15 protein-coding genes and 1 pseudogene are annotated in these 18361 nt (G+C 47.0%); 14 read left to right on the top strand and 2 right to left on the bottom strand.

What is annotated here, in order from left to right; all coding sequences use genetic code 11:
• Window positions 1-97: 97 nt before the first annotated feature.
• The 6 genes from ACQQ6X_RS18670 to pyk all read left to right on the top strand — a co-directional run bounded on the left by ACQQ6X_RS18670 (window position 98) and on the right by pyk (window position 8382).
• Window positions 98-3763, top strand: a complete 3666-nt coding sequence (locus ACQQ6X_RS18670; RefSeq protein ID WP_305166525.1) for a DNA polymerase III subunit alpha — start codon at window positions 98-100, stop codon at window positions 3761-3763.
• Between the two features lie 166 nt (window positions 3764-3929).
• On the top strand, window positions 3930-4427 hold the full coding sequence (locus ACQQ6X_RS18665; protein WP_063213121.1) for a phosphatidylglycerophosphatase A family protein: 498 nt from the start codon (window positions 3930-3932) through the stop codon (window positions 4425-4427).
• 152 nt (window positions 4428-4579) lie between these two features.
• Entirely contained in the window at window positions 4580-4768 is a 189-nt protein-coding gene (locus ACQQ6X_RS18660; RefSeq protein ID WP_007429680.1) for a hypothetical protein, read from the top strand.
• A gap of 180 nt (window positions 4769-4948) precedes the next feature.
• Window positions 4949-5842: an acetyl-CoA carboxylase, carboxyltransferase subunit beta gene (accD, locus tag ACQQ6X_RS18655; protein WP_063213120.1), complete on the top strand. Its 894-nt coding sequence runs from the start codon at window positions 4949-4951 to the stop codon at window positions 5840-5842.
• The gene (locus ACQQ6X_RS18650) at window positions 5843-6826 is read left to right on the top strand and encodes an acetyl-CoA carboxylase carboxyltransferase subunit alpha (protein WP_063213119.1); all 984 of its coding nucleotides are present in this window, start codon (window positions 5843-5845) and stop codon (window positions 6824-6826) included. It begins immediately after the preceding gene.
• A gap of 125 nt (window positions 6827-6951) precedes the next feature.
• Window positions 6952-8382 (top strand): pyruvate kinase, encoded by a 1431-nt coding sequence (pyk, locus tag ACQQ6X_RS18645; RefSeq protein WP_305166524.1) that lies wholly within the window; start codon window positions 6952-6954, stop codon window positions 8380-8382.
• A 95-nt stretch (window positions 8383-8477) separates the two neighbouring features.
• On the opposite strand, the gene ACQQ6X_RS18640 is transcribed toward pyk, so the two are convergent.
• Window positions 8478-9365: a LysR family transcriptional regulator gene (locus ACQQ6X_RS18640; protein ID WP_305166523.1), complete on the bottom strand. Its 888-nt coding sequence runs from the start codon at window positions 9363-9365 to the stop codon at window positions 8478-8480.
• Between the two features lie 206 nt (window positions 9366-9571).
• Here ACQQ6X_RS18640 and ACQQ6X_RS18635 point away from each other — a divergent pair, with 206 nt between their 5' ends.
• The 7 genes and pseudogenes from ACQQ6X_RS18635 to ACQQ6X_RS18605 all read left to right on the top strand — a co-directional run bounded on the left by ACQQ6X_RS18635 (window position 9572) and on the right by ACQQ6X_RS18605 (window position 15754).
• Window positions 9572-10495: a phosphate ABC transporter substrate-binding protein gene (locus tag ACQQ6X_RS18635; protein WP_149036032.1), complete on the top strand. Its 924-nt coding sequence runs from the start codon at window positions 9572-9574 to the stop codon at window positions 10493-10495.
• 106 nt (window positions 10496-10601) lie between these two features.
• The gene (gene pstC / locus ACQQ6X_RS18630; protein WP_305166522.1) at window positions 10602-11534 is read left to right on the top strand and encodes a phosphate ABC transporter permease subunit PstC; all 933 of its coding nucleotides are present in this window, start codon (window positions 10602-10604) and stop codon (window positions 11532-11534) included.
• A complete protein-coding gene (gene pstA, locus ACQQ6X_RS18625) occupies window positions 11534-12430 on the top strand; it encodes a phosphate ABC transporter permease PstA (RefSeq protein WP_149036234.1) in 897 nt (298 codons plus the stop codon). The genes pstC and pstA overlap by 1 nt, the downstream gene beginning before the upstream one ends.
• A gap of 17 nt (window positions 12431-12447) precedes the next feature.
• Window positions 12448-13290 carry a phosphate ABC transporter ATP-binding protein PstB gene (gene pstB, locus ACQQ6X_RS18620; RefSeq protein ID WP_149036033.1) on the top strand — a complete coding sequence of 281 codons (843 nt, stop codon included), beginning with the start codon at window positions 12448-12450 and terminating at the stop codon, window positions 13288-13290.
• Between the two features lie 206 nt (window positions 13291-13496).
• Window positions 13497-14705, top strand: a pseudogene (gene pelA / locus ACQQ6X_RS18615) (pectate lyase).
• A gap of 135 nt (window positions 14706-14840) precedes the next feature.
• Window positions 14841-15359 carry an acyl-CoA thioesterase gene (locus tag ACQQ6X_RS18610; protein ID WP_305166520.1) on the top strand — a complete coding sequence of 173 codons (519 nt, stop codon included), beginning with the start codon at window positions 14841-14843 and terminating at the stop codon, window positions 15357-15359.
• Window positions 15356-15754, top strand: coding sequence for an FxsA family protein (locus tag ACQQ6X_RS18605; protein WP_081276763.1), 399 nt, complete (start codon window positions 15356-15358; stop codon window positions 15752-15754). Before ACQQ6X_RS18610 ends, ACQQ6X_RS18605 begins: the two co-directional genes overlap by 4 nt.
• A 28-nt stretch (window positions 15755-15782) precedes the next feature.
• On the opposite strand, the gene ytvI is transcribed toward ACQQ6X_RS18605, so the two are convergent.
• Complete coding sequence (gene ytvI / locus ACQQ6X_RS18600) at window positions 15783-16901, bottom strand: sporulation integral membrane protein YtvI (protein ID WP_305166519.1); 1119 nt, start codon at window positions 16899-16901, stop codon at window positions 15783-15785.
• Between the two features lie 344 nt (window positions 16902-17245).
• Here ytvI and citZ point away from each other — a divergent pair, with 344 nt between their 5' ends.
• On the top strand, window positions 17246-18358 hold the full coding sequence (gene citZ / locus ACQQ6X_RS18595; RefSeq protein ID WP_305166518.1) for a citrate synthase: 1113 nt from the start codon (window positions 17246-17248) through the stop codon (window positions 18356-18358).
• Window positions 18359-18361: the final 3 nt, after the last annotated feature.

Here is an 18361-nt window from a genome sequence, read left to right as displayed (position 1 = left end):
GTCCGCCCGGGTCTGTACTTTTATTCTATGGGCGCTACTAACGCGGATATGATAAAATAGTTTGAAGAAAATCAAGCGGTGAAGGGAAGAGAAGCGCATGAGTTCATTTGTGCATTTGCATGTTCACAGCGAGTACAGCCTGCTGGACGGCGCGGCTCGTACCGCGGAATTGGTCAAACAGGCATCAGCTTACGGAATGAAGGCGCTGGCCCTTACAGATCATGGGGTCATGTACGGTGCCATTCCTTTTTATAGAGCATGTGTAGAGAACGGCATTAAGCCGATTATCGGGTGTGAGGCTTATATGACGGCAGGGTCGCGCAAGGAGCGTGGCAGCCGGAAGGATCAGCCCATATATCATTTAATTTTGCTCGCCAAAAATAAAACAGGCTATCAAAATCTGATGAAGCTGTGCTCCATTGGTCATTTGGAGGGCTTTCACTATAAGCCGCGCATCGACATGGACGCTTTGGCTGCCCATCATGAAGGCATCATATGCCTGAGCGCATGCTTGGGCGGTGAAGTACCGCAGCATTTGCTGCACGGACGGGAAGCCGAGGCACGACGTGCAGCGGAACGATACCGTAACATTTTTGGCGATGATTTTTATCTGGAGCTTCAGGATCATGGTCTGTCGGAGCAAAAACGCGTAAATCCTCAATTGATCGCATTGGCGAAGGAACTGGACATTCCGCTAGTGGCGACGAATGACGTACATTACTTAACCGAGCCGGATGCTGACGTCCAAGACGTTCTGATCTGTATCGGGACAGGAAAGACCGTTGACGATGAGGAGCGCTTGCGGATACCAACACGCCAGTTGTATCTGAAAAGTCAGGAGGAAATGGCTCGTTTATTTCCACATGTAGCAGAAGCCATCGCCAATACGGTGCGTATTGCTGAGAAATGCGAGCTGGAGCTGGAATTCGGTCAATCTATTTTGCCTGAATATCGCCCTCTGCCCGAAGGCATGACATCTTCGTCTTATTTGCGCAGTCTGTGCGTGCAAGGGCTGGAACGTCGCTACGGAAGCGATCCTGCATGGGAGCAGCAGGAGGAGCGGGAAAGACTGGACCAGCGGCTGAGCTACGAATTGAATACGATTGACAGCATGGGCTTCAGCGATTACTTCCTGATTGTATGGGATTTTATTGCTTTTGCTCATAAGCATAAGATTGCAACAGGACCGGGGCGGGGGTCCTCAGCAGGGAGTTTGGTTGCCTATGTGCTTAATATCACGAATGTTGATCCGATGAAATACAATCTCCTGTTTGAACGGTTCCTCAACCCTGAACGGATCAGTATGCCAGATATAGATATTGATTTTAGTGATGAACGCCGCGATGAGGTTATCGACTATGTAGTACAGAAGTACGGAAATGAGCATGTAGCGCAAATTATTACCTTTGGTACATTAGCGGCTAGAGCCGCAGTCCGGGATGTGGGCCGAGCATTGAATGTACCGTATGGAGAGGTGGACAAAGCGGCCAAGTTGATTCCAGCACAGCTTGGCATTAATATCCGGCATGCGTTGGAGATCACCCCCGAGTTGAAGGCGCTGTATGACACGAAGCCCAAGACACGTGAATTACTGGATATGGCGATCAAAGTAGAAGGAATGCCACGTCATGCCTCGACACATGCGGCGGGTGTTGTCATTTCGCGGACTCCATTGACTGATGCGGTTCCGCTGCAAGAGGGGAGTGAAGGGGTTCCTCTGACGCAATACTCGATGGAAAATCTGGAGCGCATTGGGTTGCTGAAAATGGATTTTCTTGGACTGCGTACACTCTCCATTATAGAACGGTGTATGCGCTGGATTGCGGAACAGCATGGAGAAACACCTGATTTTGACCGTGTTCCCGATAATGACCCGCATACCTATGAATTGCTGGGTAAAGGGGATACAGGAGGTGTGTTTCAGCTGGAGTCGGCTGGTATACGCCGGGTGCTCAAGGATTTGAAGCCAAATGTTTTCGAAGATATCATTTCTGTCGTGGCTTTGTATCGTCCGGGTCCGATGGGCTTTATTCCTAACTTTATACAGGCGAAGCACGGACAGATTGAGATTTCTTATCCGCATCCTAATCTTGAACCGATCTTAAAGGACACCTACGGTATTATTGTGTACCAGGAGCAAATCATGCAGATTGCTTCGCGTATGGCTGGCTTTTCCCTGGGAGAAGCCGACTTGCTGCGTCGCGCGGTGTCCAAGAAAAAGCGTGAGGTACTGGATCGGGAGCGTGGCCATTTTGTCGATGGCAGCATCAAGCAGGGCTACACGGAGGAGGAAGCTGGAAGGGTTTACGATATGATCGTCCGTTTTGCCGACTACGGTTTTCCGCGTGCCCATGCCGCCGCTTATGGTGTACTAGCATTCCAGACAGCTTATCTTAAGGCTCACTATCCGGTACAATTCATGGCTTCCATGTTGACGGCCGTAATGGGAAGTCACCGAAAAGTGGCTGAATATGTTGTCGAATGCCGTCGCATGGATATTGCAGTGTTGCCGCCTGATGTGAATGAGAGTGGAGTGCTGTTTACCCCATTACAGCAGGGGGATATCCGCTTTGGACTAGCTGCAATAAAAAATGTCGGCACACAGGCAATGGAAAGCATTCTTACTGTTCGCAAAGAGCGCCCTTTTGACAGTCTGCTCGATTTTTGTCGACGCGTCGATTTGAGAGTATGCAATAAGAGAGTAATTGAATCGCTTATTCAGGCAGGGGCATTCGATTCATTGACAGGTCATCGGGCACAGCTGCTTGCTATGTTGGATGAGACGGTAGATGCAGCTGCCAAATGGCGTAAGGAACGTGACGATTTGCAAATTGATATGTTTGGGTTTGTAGAAATGCCCAATTGGGACATCGAATATCCGAATGTACCTCCATTTAGTGCCAACCAGCAATTAGAGATGGAACGTGAATTACTGGGACTTTATTTATCCGGGCATCCGTTAGATGCTTTTGAGTCGTTGCTGGAGAGCAGCCAAGCAGATCGTCTGATGGAGCTGAGCGATGTCCCAGATGAAACGGTTATTGTGACTGCAGGCATGGTGGTCTCGCTCAAGACGATTACGACCAAGCAGGGAAAGGCCATGGCCTTCATTGAACTGGAGGATCAGATTGAGCGCTGTGAGGTTGTGCTGTTCCCTGAGGTTTGGAAGCGAAGCCAGCAGTGGATTGAAAAGGGCGCTTTGCTTGCACTTCGTGCCAAGATGCAGCAGCAGGACGAGCACTTCAAGCTGCTGGCAGATGAGGCAGCTCCGCTAGCGGAAGATACGCTGGCACGGCTTCTCCAGCGCCGGCGTGCCAGTGCGCGTTCATCCGCAGCCACTGGAGCGTCCGTGCCCGCTGCTGGCAGTCCGGGCGGCAGAGCACCGCGCGTGTCCCCCTCGGCTTCGGCAGCCGCTACATCAGTGTCGCCGCAGCAGAAGGCGGCTCGCCCCGTGCCCGCTGCTTCTCAACGCGGAGATGAAGCGGCCCGCGGTCAGCAGATGCCGTCCACGCGCGGCTTGGAATCGCCCGCCCGTCAGCGGGTGTTTGTCAAAATCACCCGCCAGGCCGAGGAGGACGCCAGCTTGCTGGTCAGCCTCAAGGCGCTGCTGCAGGAGCACCCCGGTGCTGTGCCAACCGTGCTCTTTTACGAGAGCAGCCAGCGACTGCTGGCGTTGAGTGATGCCTACAGCATTAAGCCCTCACCTCAGCTGTTTGACCAAATGGAGTCGATGCTGGGTGTAGGCACGGTGAAAGTCAAATGATCGGGCCACAGCGATTGGCCCTTGTTGTAACGGTTTTATGAACATTTCCCTCCCCTTTCGCATACACTTGGAAAACTGGCGGAACAGGGGACTCAACATGTACCCTGCACCATAAGGTCCCGCACGGTGGAAGAATAGAACTGTACGGTGAAAGCGGGGGGATATGATGTCCTATGAATATGCAGAAGCCTTGTTAAATCGCAGAGGCATCCGTATCGAGTCCATTGCGGACATTGTTTATCAGCTTCAGTTAAAATATTATCCTCGTTTGACTATGGAAGAATGTGTAGATAGTGTCAAAGCGGTTTTGCAAAAGCGTGAGGTTCAATATACGCTGCTCACAGGTATTGCGCTTGATGAACTGGCCGAAAAGAAACTTCTCCCCCAGCCCCTACAAGCCATTATGGAGGCAGACGAACCGCTGTATGGAGTGGACGAGACGATGGCACTTGGCATTACGAGTGTGTACGGCATGATCGGCTTAACCAGTTTTGGTTATCTGGACAAGGAAAAGATTGGGATCATAGAAAAGTTGAACCAAAAAGGCAGTGGCATTCATGTGTTTTTAGATGATCTTGTCGCTGGACTGGCTGCCGCTGCTTCTTCGCGTATTGCTCATCGGAGCCTTCATGCCAAGCATTATCCTGCGTCATTGGATGCTTAATTGACCTGTGGACAGAGTTGAAGATTGTCTAGGCCCTCCGACGGAACTTGAATGATCAGGAGGGCTTTTGTTGCGGGAAAAAAGTAAGGTATGTTATCATGAGTCTATTATATGGGCTCAAAAACTTGAGGCTTAGGGGGTAGAAACAAGGCATGTGGACGGTGATATATATTGCACCGACGGCCAGACTGGCTGACATGATTAAGCTCAAACTGTCTGAAGAAGGTTTTATGGTGCAGACCCGGGCCATCAGTGCATCCAAGCAACAGTTTGAGATACTTGTGCCTTCGGGTGAAGTCGAAGAAATACAGGAAGTGCTTAATTCGATTTTGCGCCCTTGAGTCCGGAACGGCGGAAGTGATACAGCAGCATGAATGGAACAAAGGATGCACGATCGGCGGTAATGTTGTACAAACAGGCGTTGACGTGTGTATGAACATAATGCTTAGAGGTGCCGCATCGACGGCAGAGGACCTTGTATCGGTTACGGCTGACAAATAAACGGCTGGAGAGGTGTAGTTGTGTTTAAAGATTTATTCCAAAAGAAGCGTAAATACGCGACCATCCCTTCGGAACGGGCGCTGAGCGGCGATCAAGCGGACATGCCGGATCGTCCCAAACGGGAAATTCCCGAAGGTCTTATGACCAAATGTGGCAAGTGCGGAAGCATTCAATACAGCAAAGAGTTGGAGAAAAATTTGAAAGTGTGTCCGGTGTGCGGATACCATATGCGTTTGAATGCGATGGATCGCATTCGCATGGTGCTCGACGAAGACACGTTTACGGAATATGATGCCGATATGATTTCGGTGGATCCGCTGGATTTTCCGGGATATGCAAGTAAGTTAGAGCAACAGACCCTGAAATCTGGCCTGCGCGAGGCTGTCGTTACGGGCGACGGCCTTATTCATGGGATTCCTGTTGTCGTAGCGGTGATGAGCTTTGACTTTTTTACAGGCAGCATGGGCTCGGTCGTAGGAGAGAAAATTACTCGCGCCATCGAGCAGGCGATTGAGAAGCGCTTGCCGCTTATTATCTTCTCTACATCCGGTGGAGCACGTATGCAGGAGAGTATTCTGAGCCTGATGCAGATGGCCAAAACAAGTGCTGCTCTCGCTCGTTTGGACGAGCAGGGATTACTTTATATTTCTGTGATCACTGATCCGACTACAGGTGGAGTCTCCGCCAGCTTTGCTATGCTTGGAGATATTATTATTGCAGAGCCAGGTGCTGTGTTTGGTTTTGCAGGGCGTATTGTAATTGAGCAGACCATCAGACAGAAGCTGCCGGATGATTTCCAAACTTCCGAATTTAATTTGCAGCACGGACAATTGGATATGGTTGTACACCGCAAGGAGCTGCGTGATACCCTTGGGCAATTGCTAGATCTGCACAGTGTGAAAGGGGAGGAATAAATGGCTGGCGAATTGCCTTATGAAAAGCCCCTGGTCGAGATGCGACAGAAGATCGAAGAACTCAAGCAATTCGGACAGGATAAGCAAATTGATTTTACAGATGAAATTAACCGCCTGGAAGAACGTTATCTCCAGATGGAAGAAGAAATATACACGAACATTACAGCATCGCAAAAGATGCATCTGGCCCGCCATCATCAAAGGCCAACGTCCCTTGATTTGATCGAGCAGGTGTTTACAGACTTTATTGAATTGCATGGCGACCGCTTGTTCGGAGACGACCTGGCGGTTGTAGGCGGGATTGCCAAGCTAAATGGTATTCCGGTGACCGTCATTGGCCAGCAGCGTGGTAAGGATACGAAAGATAATATTGCTCGTTTTTTTGGTAGTGCACATCCGGAAGGATTCCGTAAAGGCTTGCGTCTGATGCAGCAGGCTGAAAAATTTAAGCGTCCTATTATTACATTTATTGATACGAAGGGCGCTTATCCGGGTAATACAGCAGAGGAGAGAGGTCAATCGGAAGCGATTGCCCGCAATTTGCGGGAAATGGCAAAGCTTTCGGTGCCTGTTATTTGTGTGGTCATCGGCGAGGGTGGAAGCGGCGGTGCGCTTGCGTTTGCAGTGGGTAACCGTGTGCTGATGCTGGAACATGCCATTTATTCGGCCATTTCTCCAAACGGCGCAGCCTCAATTCTATGGAAAGATGCTTCCAAGGCGGATCAGGCGGCTGAAGCGATGAAGATCACCGCTAATGATCTCCTGCGCATGGAGATTATCGAGGATATTGTGCCAGAGCCGAAAGGGGGCGCACATCGTAACTATGAAGTGACCGCTGCCGCAATCAAGGAGTTACTGGAACGTCATTTGGCAGACCTGGCGAATATGAGCTGCGATGAATTGAGAGAAGACAGATATCAAAAATTCCGGAAAATAGGCCAATACACCTTTTTAAAGCCCTCGGAATCTGAGCCTATGTTGTAATACGCTGGAAACGGGTAACAATAAATATGACGAACTTCCTATACAAATAGGAAAAAGTGTAGTAGATTTAATTGTTGGAAAAAGATATAAAGAGTAGCACCTTTGAAAACGGAGGAAAAACCCAAATGCGCAAAACTAAGATTGTATGTACCATCGGTCCTTCCAGTGAATCATTGGAAAATGTGAAGAAACTGATTATGGCTGGTATGAACGTAGCCCGCCTGAATTTCTCTCACGGTGATTTCGAGGAGCATGGCAACCGGATTAAAAACATCCGTCAAGCTTGTAAGGAGCTTAACAAAAATGTTGCTATTTTGCTCGATACGAAGGGGCCGGAAATCCGGACAGGAAAGCTCGAAGTTGAACCTATCGAGCTTGTTCAGGACGAGTTCATTACGCTGACAACGGAAGAAATTCTCGGTACGAAAGATCGTATCTCCATTACGTACAAGGATCTTCCCTCGGACGTGGAGCCCGGCTCCACCATTCTGATCGACGATGGTCTGATCGGACTCACCGTTATTGAAGTATCAGGCACTGAAATCAAATGCCGCATTGTCAATGGCGGAACGATCAAAAGTAAGAAGGGCGTTAACGTTCCAGGCGTTGCTATCTCATTGCCTGGTATTACGGAGAAAGATGCGAATGATATCATTTTTGGTATTGAGCAGGATATTGATTTCATCGCAGCTTCTTTTGTTCGTAAAGCAAGTGATGTACTGGAAATCCGTGAATTGTTGGCGAAGCACAATGCAAGTCACATTCAAATCATTTCCAAAATTGAAAATCAGCAAGGTGTTGACAACCTGGATGAGATTTTGGAGGCTTCCGATGGCCTGATGGTTGCCCGTGGTGACCTCGGTGTGGAAATTCCTGCTGAAGAAGTGCCTCTGGCGCAAAAATTGATGATTAACAAATGTAATGTAGCTGGCAAGCCTGTTATTACGGCTACACAAATGCTGGATTCCATGCAACGTAACCCGCGTCCGACTCGTGCGGAAGCAAGTGACGTAGCCAATGCTATTTTCGACGGCACAGATGCAATTATGCTGTCCGGCGAAACCGCTGCGGGTAAATACCCGGTAGAATCTGTATTGACGATGTCCCGTATTGCAGAGAAAGCTGAATCTTCTCTGAACTACCGCGATTTGTTCAAAAAACAAAGAACGGCTCAAGAGATTAGTATTACAGAAGCAATCAGCCAATCCGTTTCTATTTCGGCACTTGATTTGCATGCCAAAGCAATCCTGACGTCCACTCAAAGCGGTACAACGGCGCGTATGATTTCTAAATATCGTCCGGAAGCTCCGATTATCGCTGTGACAACACAGGAAAGAACAGTTCGCCGTTTGGCTTTGAGCTGGGGCGTACATGCAGTGCAAGGCAGACCAATCGTTGATACAACAGACAGTCTGTTTGACAATGCGCTGGAAGGCGGTCGCAAATCTGGCCTCGTTAAAGAGGGCGATTTGGTTGTAATCACAGCAGGCGTACCTCTTGGTGATTCCGGTTCCACGAACCTGATCAAAATCAGTTGCGTTCCAGCACAAGCGTAATTGTAGCCCCCCGAAGTAATACAGGGTCGGTATCTACTCGTTGCAATAAGTAAAAGAGCATCCAGGTCTATAGGACTTGGATGCTCTTTTTTTTGTTAGCTAATTCTCATTTCTCCTCGCCGTATAAAATCAAGGAATGCCTGTTGCATCTTGCTCATGTGCATATCTTGTGGGTACACCATGTTTATTTGATAGTGGCTCTTAGTGCTGTCAGCTTCGGGATAAGGAAGCCATTCCACTGAGAGGGCAGTATGATCCTCGCTACGAACTCCGCAGGCAGGAAAGAAGGCAAGCGCTTCTCCGCCACCGACCACTTGCTTTACTACTTCCCAAGAGTTGATTTCCAGATGGGATCTAACTAGCGAGGAATAGGAATCTACCACAGATGCTCCGCTATATTTTACCCACATGTGCTTGTCCAACGTATCGGTCCCATTGATATCCAGCGACTTGGAAGTCTTTGCTGATGCTGCTCGGATAATCCCCACCTGATCTGAAGCCACTGGTTCTGCCACCGTATTCTCCAGAAGAGATCCTCGATCATCGAGAAAAGCAAAATCAATATCTCCCTCTTTCAGTAGCTGCTTGATTACATCCGGAGATTGGATCTCTAGCTGAATACGACATTCTGGATACTGCTGCGCAAATTCAGCCACGATGGCCGGGAGAAGATACATGCCCGAAATCGACTCTGCACCCAGATGTAGTTGGCCCTGTGATTGTTCTGTCAGTTCATCAACAGCTTGTCTGGCGTCTTGCTCTAGAGAGAGAATTTGCTTTGCGTATGGGAGCATTTTTTTACCAGCCTCGGTCAGCATAATTCTACCTTGTTGAAAAGAGAACAAAGTTGCACCCATTTCCTTTTCCAGACTTTTCATATGAAAGCTGACGGTGGGCTGTTTGATCTGCAAAGTTTCAGCTACCTCCGTCGCTTTATGGAACTTGTCGATCAGCACTAAAATGCGCAATTTTAATATATTCATGGAATTGAACAGCTCTCCTTACTTGATATTCATTCGTGAATTTACACTATAGAATAATTATATACCGAAAAATAATTTATCTATCAATATTTTATATTTGTTTTACAAAACCAAGTCGTTCGTCTAACATTCCAAGCCTACAATGTAAAAGTGTTGATGGTCATAAATAAAAAACCGTCACTTAAATAAGGGGAGGACAATAAAAAATGTTGAAAAAATGGCCGTTCATTCTGATGACTCTCACCATGGTATTTGCACTTGCAGCTTGCGGATCAGGTAACAATGCTGCACCACAAGGAGATGCTGCTGCAGGAACAGACAATAAAGCAGCTGCTGAACTGACAGGTAACATTCTGGCTGTTGGCTCCACTGCGCTTCAACCATTGGTAGAGCAAGCGGGACAAAAATTTATGGCTGTCGATAAATATAAAGGCATTGCAGTTCAAGTGCAGGGCGGCGGTAGCGGTACTGGCTTGACTCAGGTTTCCGGCGGACAAGCGGATATCGGTAACTCTGACGTGTTTGCAAAAGAAAAACTGGAGAGCGGCGCAGAAGAACTGGTAGATCACCAGGTAGCTGTTGTAGCTATGTCAGCGGTAGCGAATCCTAAAGTAGGCGTTACAGACCTGAAGAAAGATCAACTGGTACAAATCTTCACAGGTAAAATTACGAACTGGAAAGAAGTTGGCGGTGCGGATCAAAAGATCGTAATTGTGAACCGTCCAAGCAGCTCCGGTACTCGTGCTACCTTTGAAAAATACGCACTGGGACAAAAAACAGAAGATCTGCCAGGCTCCATTCAAGAAGATTCCTCTGGTACTGTGAAAAAGCTGATTGCTGAAACACCTGGTGCGATTGGTTACCTGGCTCTGTCCTACATCGACAACACAGTTACTGCTTTGAAATACGACGGCGTGGAAGCTAACGTTGAAAATGTAGAACAAGGCAAATATCCTGTGTGGGCATATGAGCATATGTACACCAAGGGTGAGCCAAAAGAGCATGTAAAAGCTTTCCTGGACTACATTCTGTCTGATGAAATCCAAAAAACAGACGTTGTAGACTTGGGATACATTCCAGTAGCAGGTATGCAAGTGAAACGTGATGCTGACGGCAATATCACGAAATAAGGAGAGGTTAGCTCCTGTTCGGATGAACACAGCTAACGCGAGTATATTCACGAAGAAGAGGCGGACTAGCGTCCGGCCTCTATTCTTCGGTTAAAGGAGTTACAGTATGGAACCAATTGAAGGGAAGGCATACATGGAACAGAATAAACGATCCCGAGTTATGAAAGAAAGACATTACTGGGAAGAATGGACCGGCCGCATCTATACGTCGGTTTGTGTCGTTTTTTTAGTTGCAGTCATTGTCTCCATTGTATATTTTGTTGCCTCCAAAGGTGTAGCTACATTTGCGGTGAATGGAGTCAGTCTGCAAGAATTTTTCTTTGGTACCAAATGGAGCCCGGATGGCGAGCCCAATTCCTTCGGCGCGCTGCCGTTCATTACGGGTTCTTTTGCCGTAACCATATTAGCGGCCTTAATTGCCAGTCCGCTTAGCTTGTGCGCAGCTTTGTTTATGACGGAAATCGTGCCGAAATCGGGTAAACGAATCCTTCAGCCTGCCATTGAATTATTATCCGGCATTCCGTCGGTTGTTTATGGCTTTGTCGGTCTGACTGTAATCGTTCCGTTGCTGCGAGACGTGTTCGGGGGACAAGGCATTGGCATTCTCGCAGGTTGCCTTGTGTTGTCGGTTATGATTTTGCCGACGATTACGAGTATTATGGCAGATGCGTTGTCTTCCTTGCCAGGAGGTCTGCGTGAATCCTCTTATGCGTTGGGTGCTACCCGCTGGCAGACAATTGCCCGTGTTATTATTCCGACGCTGTTGCCTGCTCTTTTAACAGGAGTTATTCTCGGTATGGCTCGTGCCTTCGGAGAAGCGTTGGCTGTACAGATGGTTATCGGGAATGCACCACACATACCGCATTCCTTGCTGGAATCTGCTTCGACCTTGACCAGCGTCATTACACTTAGCATGGGCAATACAGCGATGGGCTCCGTTCATAACAATGCACTCTGGAGCATGGCGCTTGTTCTTTTGCTTATGACATTTATTTTCGTGCTGCTGGTAAGGCTGCTTGAAAGGAGAAACCGGGTTTGATAAAAGCTAAAACGACCGATAAGATCGCTACATTTGTAATCTGTTTCTTCGCCTTGTTTATTGTTGCACTTTTGGTAGGATTACTGGGTTTCATTTTGGCCCGCGGAGTCAGTCATATTTCTTTTGATTTTCTAACCAGTGCTCCTCAAACGTTACGTGCAGGTGGCGGGATTGGCCCGCAATTATTTAATTCTGTATTTTTGCTAATTTTAACTTTGATTATCACCATTCCAATCGGCTGGGGCGCTGGCATTTACATGGCTCAATATGCAAAGCCGGGGAAAGTTACGGACTTCATCCGACTTGTCGTCGAGGTATTGTCCTCGTTCCCGTCGATCGTGATTGGATTGTTTGGACTATTACTTATCGTCAATACGTTTGATTTTGGCTTTTCCCTTTTGTCTGGGGCTCTGGCTTTGGCCGTATTCAATCTGCCGCTGATGGTTCGCACAACGGAACAGGCTTTCCGTGCTGTGCCAAAAGAGCAAAAGGAAGCGGGACTTGCGCTTGGGTTGTCCAAATGGAAAATCATTACCTCCATTTTGTTGCCAGCTGCGCTACCGAGCTTGATTACGGGGACCATCTTGGCCGCAGGCCGCATTTTCGGGGAAGCCGCTGCATTGCTGTTTACAGCAGGGATGAGTACGCCGCCGCTTGATTTTACCGATTGGAATCCATTGCATGCCAGATCGCCTATTAATCCGATGCGGCCTGCTGAAACATTGGCTGTTCATATTTGGAAGGTCAACAGTGAAGGTATTGCTCCTGACTCCAAGGATATCGCCGCAGGCGCTTCCGCAGTATTGGTACTGCTCGTACTGGTCTTTAACCTGAGTGCAAGATGGTTCGGAAGAATCGTCTATCGCCGTCTGACAGCAGCCAAACGTATGGATTAGAGAGGGGATGGAGAACAATGGAACATGTGATTACACGAACAGCAAAAACAGCCTCACCAGCAACATCCGTTCAGTCTACGCATTCTAAACAACTTGCGGGGCAGCATCCACACCCGTTTAGTACCGAGGATTTGAGTATTTATTACGGAAGCTTTGAGGCTGTGAAAAAAGTAAACTTAGCCTTTCCAGAGCAGACCGTGACCGCCTTGATTGGACCCTCCGGCTGCGGTAAATCGACCTTTTTGCGTTCCCTTAACCGAATGAATGATGAGATTGCATCTTCATCAACAACGGGACATATTTGGATGGATGGACAGGATTTGACTGCACCGGAGACGGACGTGATCAAGCTGCGTCAGCAAATTGGCATGGTATGGCAGCGGCCCAACCCTTTTTACAAGTCGATTTATAATAACATTGCCTTCGGTCCCAAGTATCGGGGGGTGCGTAAAAAGAAGCAGCTTGATGAAATCGTCGAAAGCAGTCTGCGTAAGGCAGCATTATGGGACGAGGTCAAGGATCGCCTTCACGATTCCGCCCTGGCCCTGTCTGGTGGGCAACAGCAGCGGCTATGTATTGCACGTGCCCTTTCCGTAGAGCCGAAAATTCTGTTGCTTGACGAGCCAGCTTCCGCGCTGGACCCTGTGTCTACAGGAAAAGTGGAAGAGCTTATTACCGAATTGAAAAAAGAACTGCGAATTGTGATTGTAACGCACAATATGCAGCAGGCTGCACGGATTTCCGATTATACTGCTTATTTTTATGTCGGAAGCTTGGTTGAACATGGGAAAACAAACGATATATTTACGAATCCTGAAAACGAGCTGACTCAAGAGTACATCATGGGTCGCTTTGGATAAGCCGCGCGGTTTGACGACTTGTTATAAATATAAAGCAGGATAAAACATCTTACTAATCTAGTATTAGTAAGATGTTTTTTTATTAGTTTAGTAAACTCTTATATTTGTATATAATAAAATATATTGATTATTTGGCTATATTTTCATATAATACATGTGTTTAATAGTTTTGAATCACCACAATCCAATTAAAGGAGAGGTTTGGAATGAGGTTTAACGTTAAAAAATCTGTCAAATGGATCGCCTTTTCTGGCATGGCTATTACCTTAACAACGGGACTTATTAGCCCTTCATGGGCGGCAGCAGAGCAGGATGTGACTGATGCGGGCACTAGTGTTACCCAAGCCGTATATAACGATGCAAACGTTTACAAAAATGCTATTGTACCAATGGCCACTGTGAATGTGAGTAGTTTGCTGGACAAGTATCGTGATTTTAGTAAATTTTCCACTGGGAATACATCCAAGGACACTACGCTTGCCTTGAATATTGTATCGTGGCAATTGCCGCATGGCGGATTTTTCAAAGCGATGGAAAAGAATTAAAAATCCAAATGGGATGGCAAGGCAGAGCGCTCTACATGGAAGAGTAAGGATGGTGTTGAACTTGGAACGTTTGATAACGAGGCTACGACAACTGAAATTCGCTTTTTAGCGGATGTATACAAAAAAACTAAAAATAAAGACATTAAGAATAGTGTTCAAAAAGCAATTGACTTCGTACTAACCTCTCAATATTCCTCGGGTGCTTGGCCACAGGTATACCCTAAACGCGGTAATTATTCTGATGCTGCAACCTACAACGATGATGCAATGGTTAGAGTGATGGTACTGGCAGATGATATTGTGAACAAAAGGCAGCCGTTTGATAGCGATATTCTTGATAATACATATCGCTCCAGACTCCAGCAGGCTCTGAATAAAGGTGTACAATATACACTTAAAGCACAAATTGTAAACAATGGCACGCCAACGATTTGGGGGGCACAACATGATCCGGTTACTTATGAATCTGTACCCGCGCGAGCATTCGAGCTGGCTTCCAAAACAACTACGGAATCGGTAGGTATTACGGCCTTCTTGATGTCTCAACCGCAGACGGCTGAGGTGAAAAAAGCAGCTCAGAGCGCCTTGAAATGGTTTGACACGAATCGGATCGACGGTATGAAATACAATCGTCAAGGTCCGGAGTTTTTCCAAAAGGATGCATCAAGCGTGATGTGGTATCGTTTCTACAATGTGGAGGACAATAAGTATTTCTTCTCAGATCGAGATGGCAAGAAGTATACGGACATTATGAAAATAAGTGAAGAGAGACGACTTGGTTACGCTTGGGCGGGAAGTCAGGCGAAGAGCTTGCTGAAACTGGCTTCGGAAAGTGGATATTACAAACTATCCAAGCCGTTGCCGCAATAATAAAGTCATTATTAGTCAATGCTTGAGAGGGAGGACCGCATGGTTCGGCCCTCTTTTTGTTCCCAGGCGGTAAATATGGTTTAATGGAGAGAGGGCAAAATAGAGATAAAGATGCACAAAGATAGGAGAGCTTGTATGACTCAAGAGGAGAAACAAACGCAATTACGATGGTATGGAGCGCCTCTACGTGTCCGTTATCAGGAAAGCGACCAGATGGGGGTCGTGTATCATGCGAATTACTTAAACTGGTTTGAGATCGGGCGTACGGAAATGATCCGACAGGCGGGCTTTAACTATCGGAGCATGGAAGATCGAGGCGTTATGCTGCCAGTTATTGAAATCAATGCGAAATATGCGAGTCCTGCTCGATATGATGATTTAATTACGGTTTATACCGCTATTACGGACTTCTCCAGACTACGTTTGAACTACACCTATGAGGTTCGACGGGTAACGGATGAGGAGCACCAAAGGAATGTGGGAAAGGTATGGACAGAGGGTGATACATTACCGGGAGAGCTGCTGGTCACAGGAACGACACGACACGTGTGGCTGAACACCGACTGGAAGCCCGTTCGGCTCGATCAGGCACTGCCTGAGCTGTACACTGCGTTAAGGTCTGCTTTTACAGGCGGGGAGGGACAGAAGCTATGATGATGCGAAAACGTCTGTGGCTGTTGCTGCTGCTCATTCCGTTGGCGGAGCTGTACGGGTTTATCTGGGTAAGTCACTGGATCGGAGCGGGCAAGACCATTCTGCTCATTATTCTGACGACTTTGATTGGCGCTGCCATGATGCAATTTGAAGGGCGCAAGGTGATTGCCGATGCCAAAAATGAAATGAACCGGGGGCAAATGCCTGGCCGTAAAATGCTGGATGGATTATGTGTGTTTTTCGGTGGAAGCTTGCTGCTTATCCCCGGCTTTTTAACAGATATTATTGGTTTTACATTGGTGTTTCCTTTAACACGAGTATTGTACCGTCGTTTCTTATTGAAATGGCTGGAAAAGAAAATGAAAAACGGCAGTATTACGTTTCGACGCTTTTAACTAAAGCTGCCGCTCCCCTATCCTTGACTTAACGGACTCTTCCGGCAAGAATATAGTTGCGCAAGTCCTGAATGACATTCGCACGATTCAGTGCATCAAGAACGATGAGTGACACAGGTCCAATAATGAGTCCTAAAACGCCAAACAACTTGAGCCCGATGAACATCCCGATGAGGGTGGGAAGCGGGTTCAATCCCACGCTGCTGGCCAGCACCTTAGGCTCCACGATCTGCCGTCCAATCAATAGGATGGCGTATAGGATTGACAATCCAACCCCTAGTGCCAAATTACCTGACATATATGCATACAGTGTCCACGGAATCATCACAATGCCAACCCCTAAATAAGGTAACAAGTCCACCAGCCCGATCATCAAACCGATGGTAAAGGCTGATTCCACACGCAAGATGAACAACCCAATGATGACCGTTAATGCCGTTATGGAAATGATAATAAACTGTGCACGCAAATAACCGTATAATGCTTTACGCAGATCGTGCCAAATATCTGACAACGGTTTGCGAATCGTATCAGGAACCGCATTCGAGAGTAATCGACTATGTCGGTCCCAATCCTTACTGATAAAAAAGGCCGCTAATACAATAACCATTAGCACCGCTCCCATATTAGGCAGAGAGGTTAGCAAATTCAAAACCCCATTAAAAAATTGACCGACTAGTGTAGTAACAGCCGAACTGACGGTTTGAGTCGTTTTATCAATATTGCTGTTAATGGTGTGTTGGTAATCCGGATTATCCCGAATAAAATGGTTGATTTCAATAATTATATTTTGGATCAAATCGCTTTGAGTCCAATCTATAAACAGGCTTTTGAAACGCTCGATATGCCCGTCAAAAGTCATGGCCAGCTTAATCACTTCTCGAACCATACGGGTGATTGCAGCAGACAGGATGATCGCGATTCCGCCTAAATATACAAATAATGAGACCGTGACAGCCGCCCAACGTGGCATCCGAGCCTTGTTGCGCAAAAAAACGACCAGTGGATTCATAGCATAGGCCACAAGCCAGGCGAATAGAAAAGGATAAACGAGAGGGAATAGCACATATATGCCCAGCAACAGAGCTACAATCACGATTACGACCCATAGAGCACGAAAAATGCGATTTAGGATTAATCGGCTCAAGCTCCTACGCCTCCTTTCTTTTCGATGGTATCCCTTAAGATCAGTGCTCTACTATACTTATGCGGGAAGAGGGTAAGACAAGACCTGTGTAAAAAAGTGCAAATGAACTCATTTATTTTGTAAGGGGTTTCAAAAATTTCTTTATTGACGCGATAAAACATTTGAATGTGTTGGAATAGCCCTCAATGTTCACATAAACGACAAAATCCAGTATAGTGAAAGAAGGTTTAAATATTGACATATGGCGTTAACATTACTCAGCTATTTAAAAGACATATCTTACTTTTGAAAATGTTTACATTGCAAGTCCGTTCACAATGTTTTTACAAAGGAGAGATGTAACGATGACAGCGACTAAAGGTCTGGAAGGGATCGTAGCGACCACTTCCTCCATAAGCTCTATCGTAGATGGCGTTCTCACGTACCGGGGTTATAACATTGATGATTTGGCTGTTAACGCCGATTTTGAAGAGGTAGCTTATTTGTTGTGGTTTGGGAAGTTACCTGACCAAGAGCAATTGCAGGAGCTTCGCAGCCAGTTAAGCGAATATGCTGCTATTCCGGATGAAATTATTACTCAGTTAAAGTTATACCCGAAAGAATTGAGCACGATGGCTGCCTTGAGGTCAGCTGTATCGTCTCTAGCTTTGTATGACCCAGAGGCGGATGATATGTCAAGGGAGTCCAATGTGACAAAAACCGTCAAGCTTCAGGCGCAATTGCCCACAATTGTGGCAGCCATAGCACGTATACGTGAAGGCTTGGAACCAATTGCGCCTAAAAAAGATGTTTCCATTGCTGAAAACTTTTTGTATCAGCTGACTGGCAAGGATCCGGAGGAGACGGCTATTAAAGCGTTCAATCAAGCTCTCGTGCTGCATGCCGATCATGAATTGAATGCTTCGACCTTTGCTGCGCGTGTAACGGTAGCCACTTTATCAGATATTTATTCCGGGATCACGTCTGCCATCGGAGCTTTAAAAGGACCGTTGCATGGTGGAGCCAATGAGGCTGTAGCCAAAACATTGGAAGATATTGGTAGTTTTGATCAGGTGGACTCCTATATTCAGGCTAAACTGGATAACCGCGAAAAAATCATGGGCTTCGGACATCGTGTCTATAAAAACGGTGATCCGCGTGCCAAGCATTTGCACAAAATGTCCCGCGAGTTGGGAGAAATGAACGGCGACACTACGTTGTTTGATATGTCAGTTCGAATTGAAAGTATTGTAACAGGGCAAAAAGGCTTGAAACCGAATGTGGATTTTTATTCTGCTTCCGTGTATACCCAGCTGGGTATTAAGAGAGATCTGTTTACTCCTATCTTTGCTATGAGCCGTGTATCGGGGTGGACTGCACACATTTTGGAGCAGTATGAAAATAACCGTTTGATTCGTCCGCGTGCCGAATACACAGGTCCAATAGATCAAAAATATGTGTCACCAGAGCTGCGCTAACCT

It is taken from the genome of Paenibacillus ottowii (assembly GCF_050516475.1).
Taxonomy (GTDB): domain Bacteria; phylum Bacillota; class Bacilli; order Paenibacillales; family Paenibacillaceae; genus Paenibacillus; species Paenibacillus ottowii.
The sequence above is the reverse complement of the archived record's forward strand: the minus strand, read 5'-3'. Positions and strand labels throughout refer to the sequence as shown.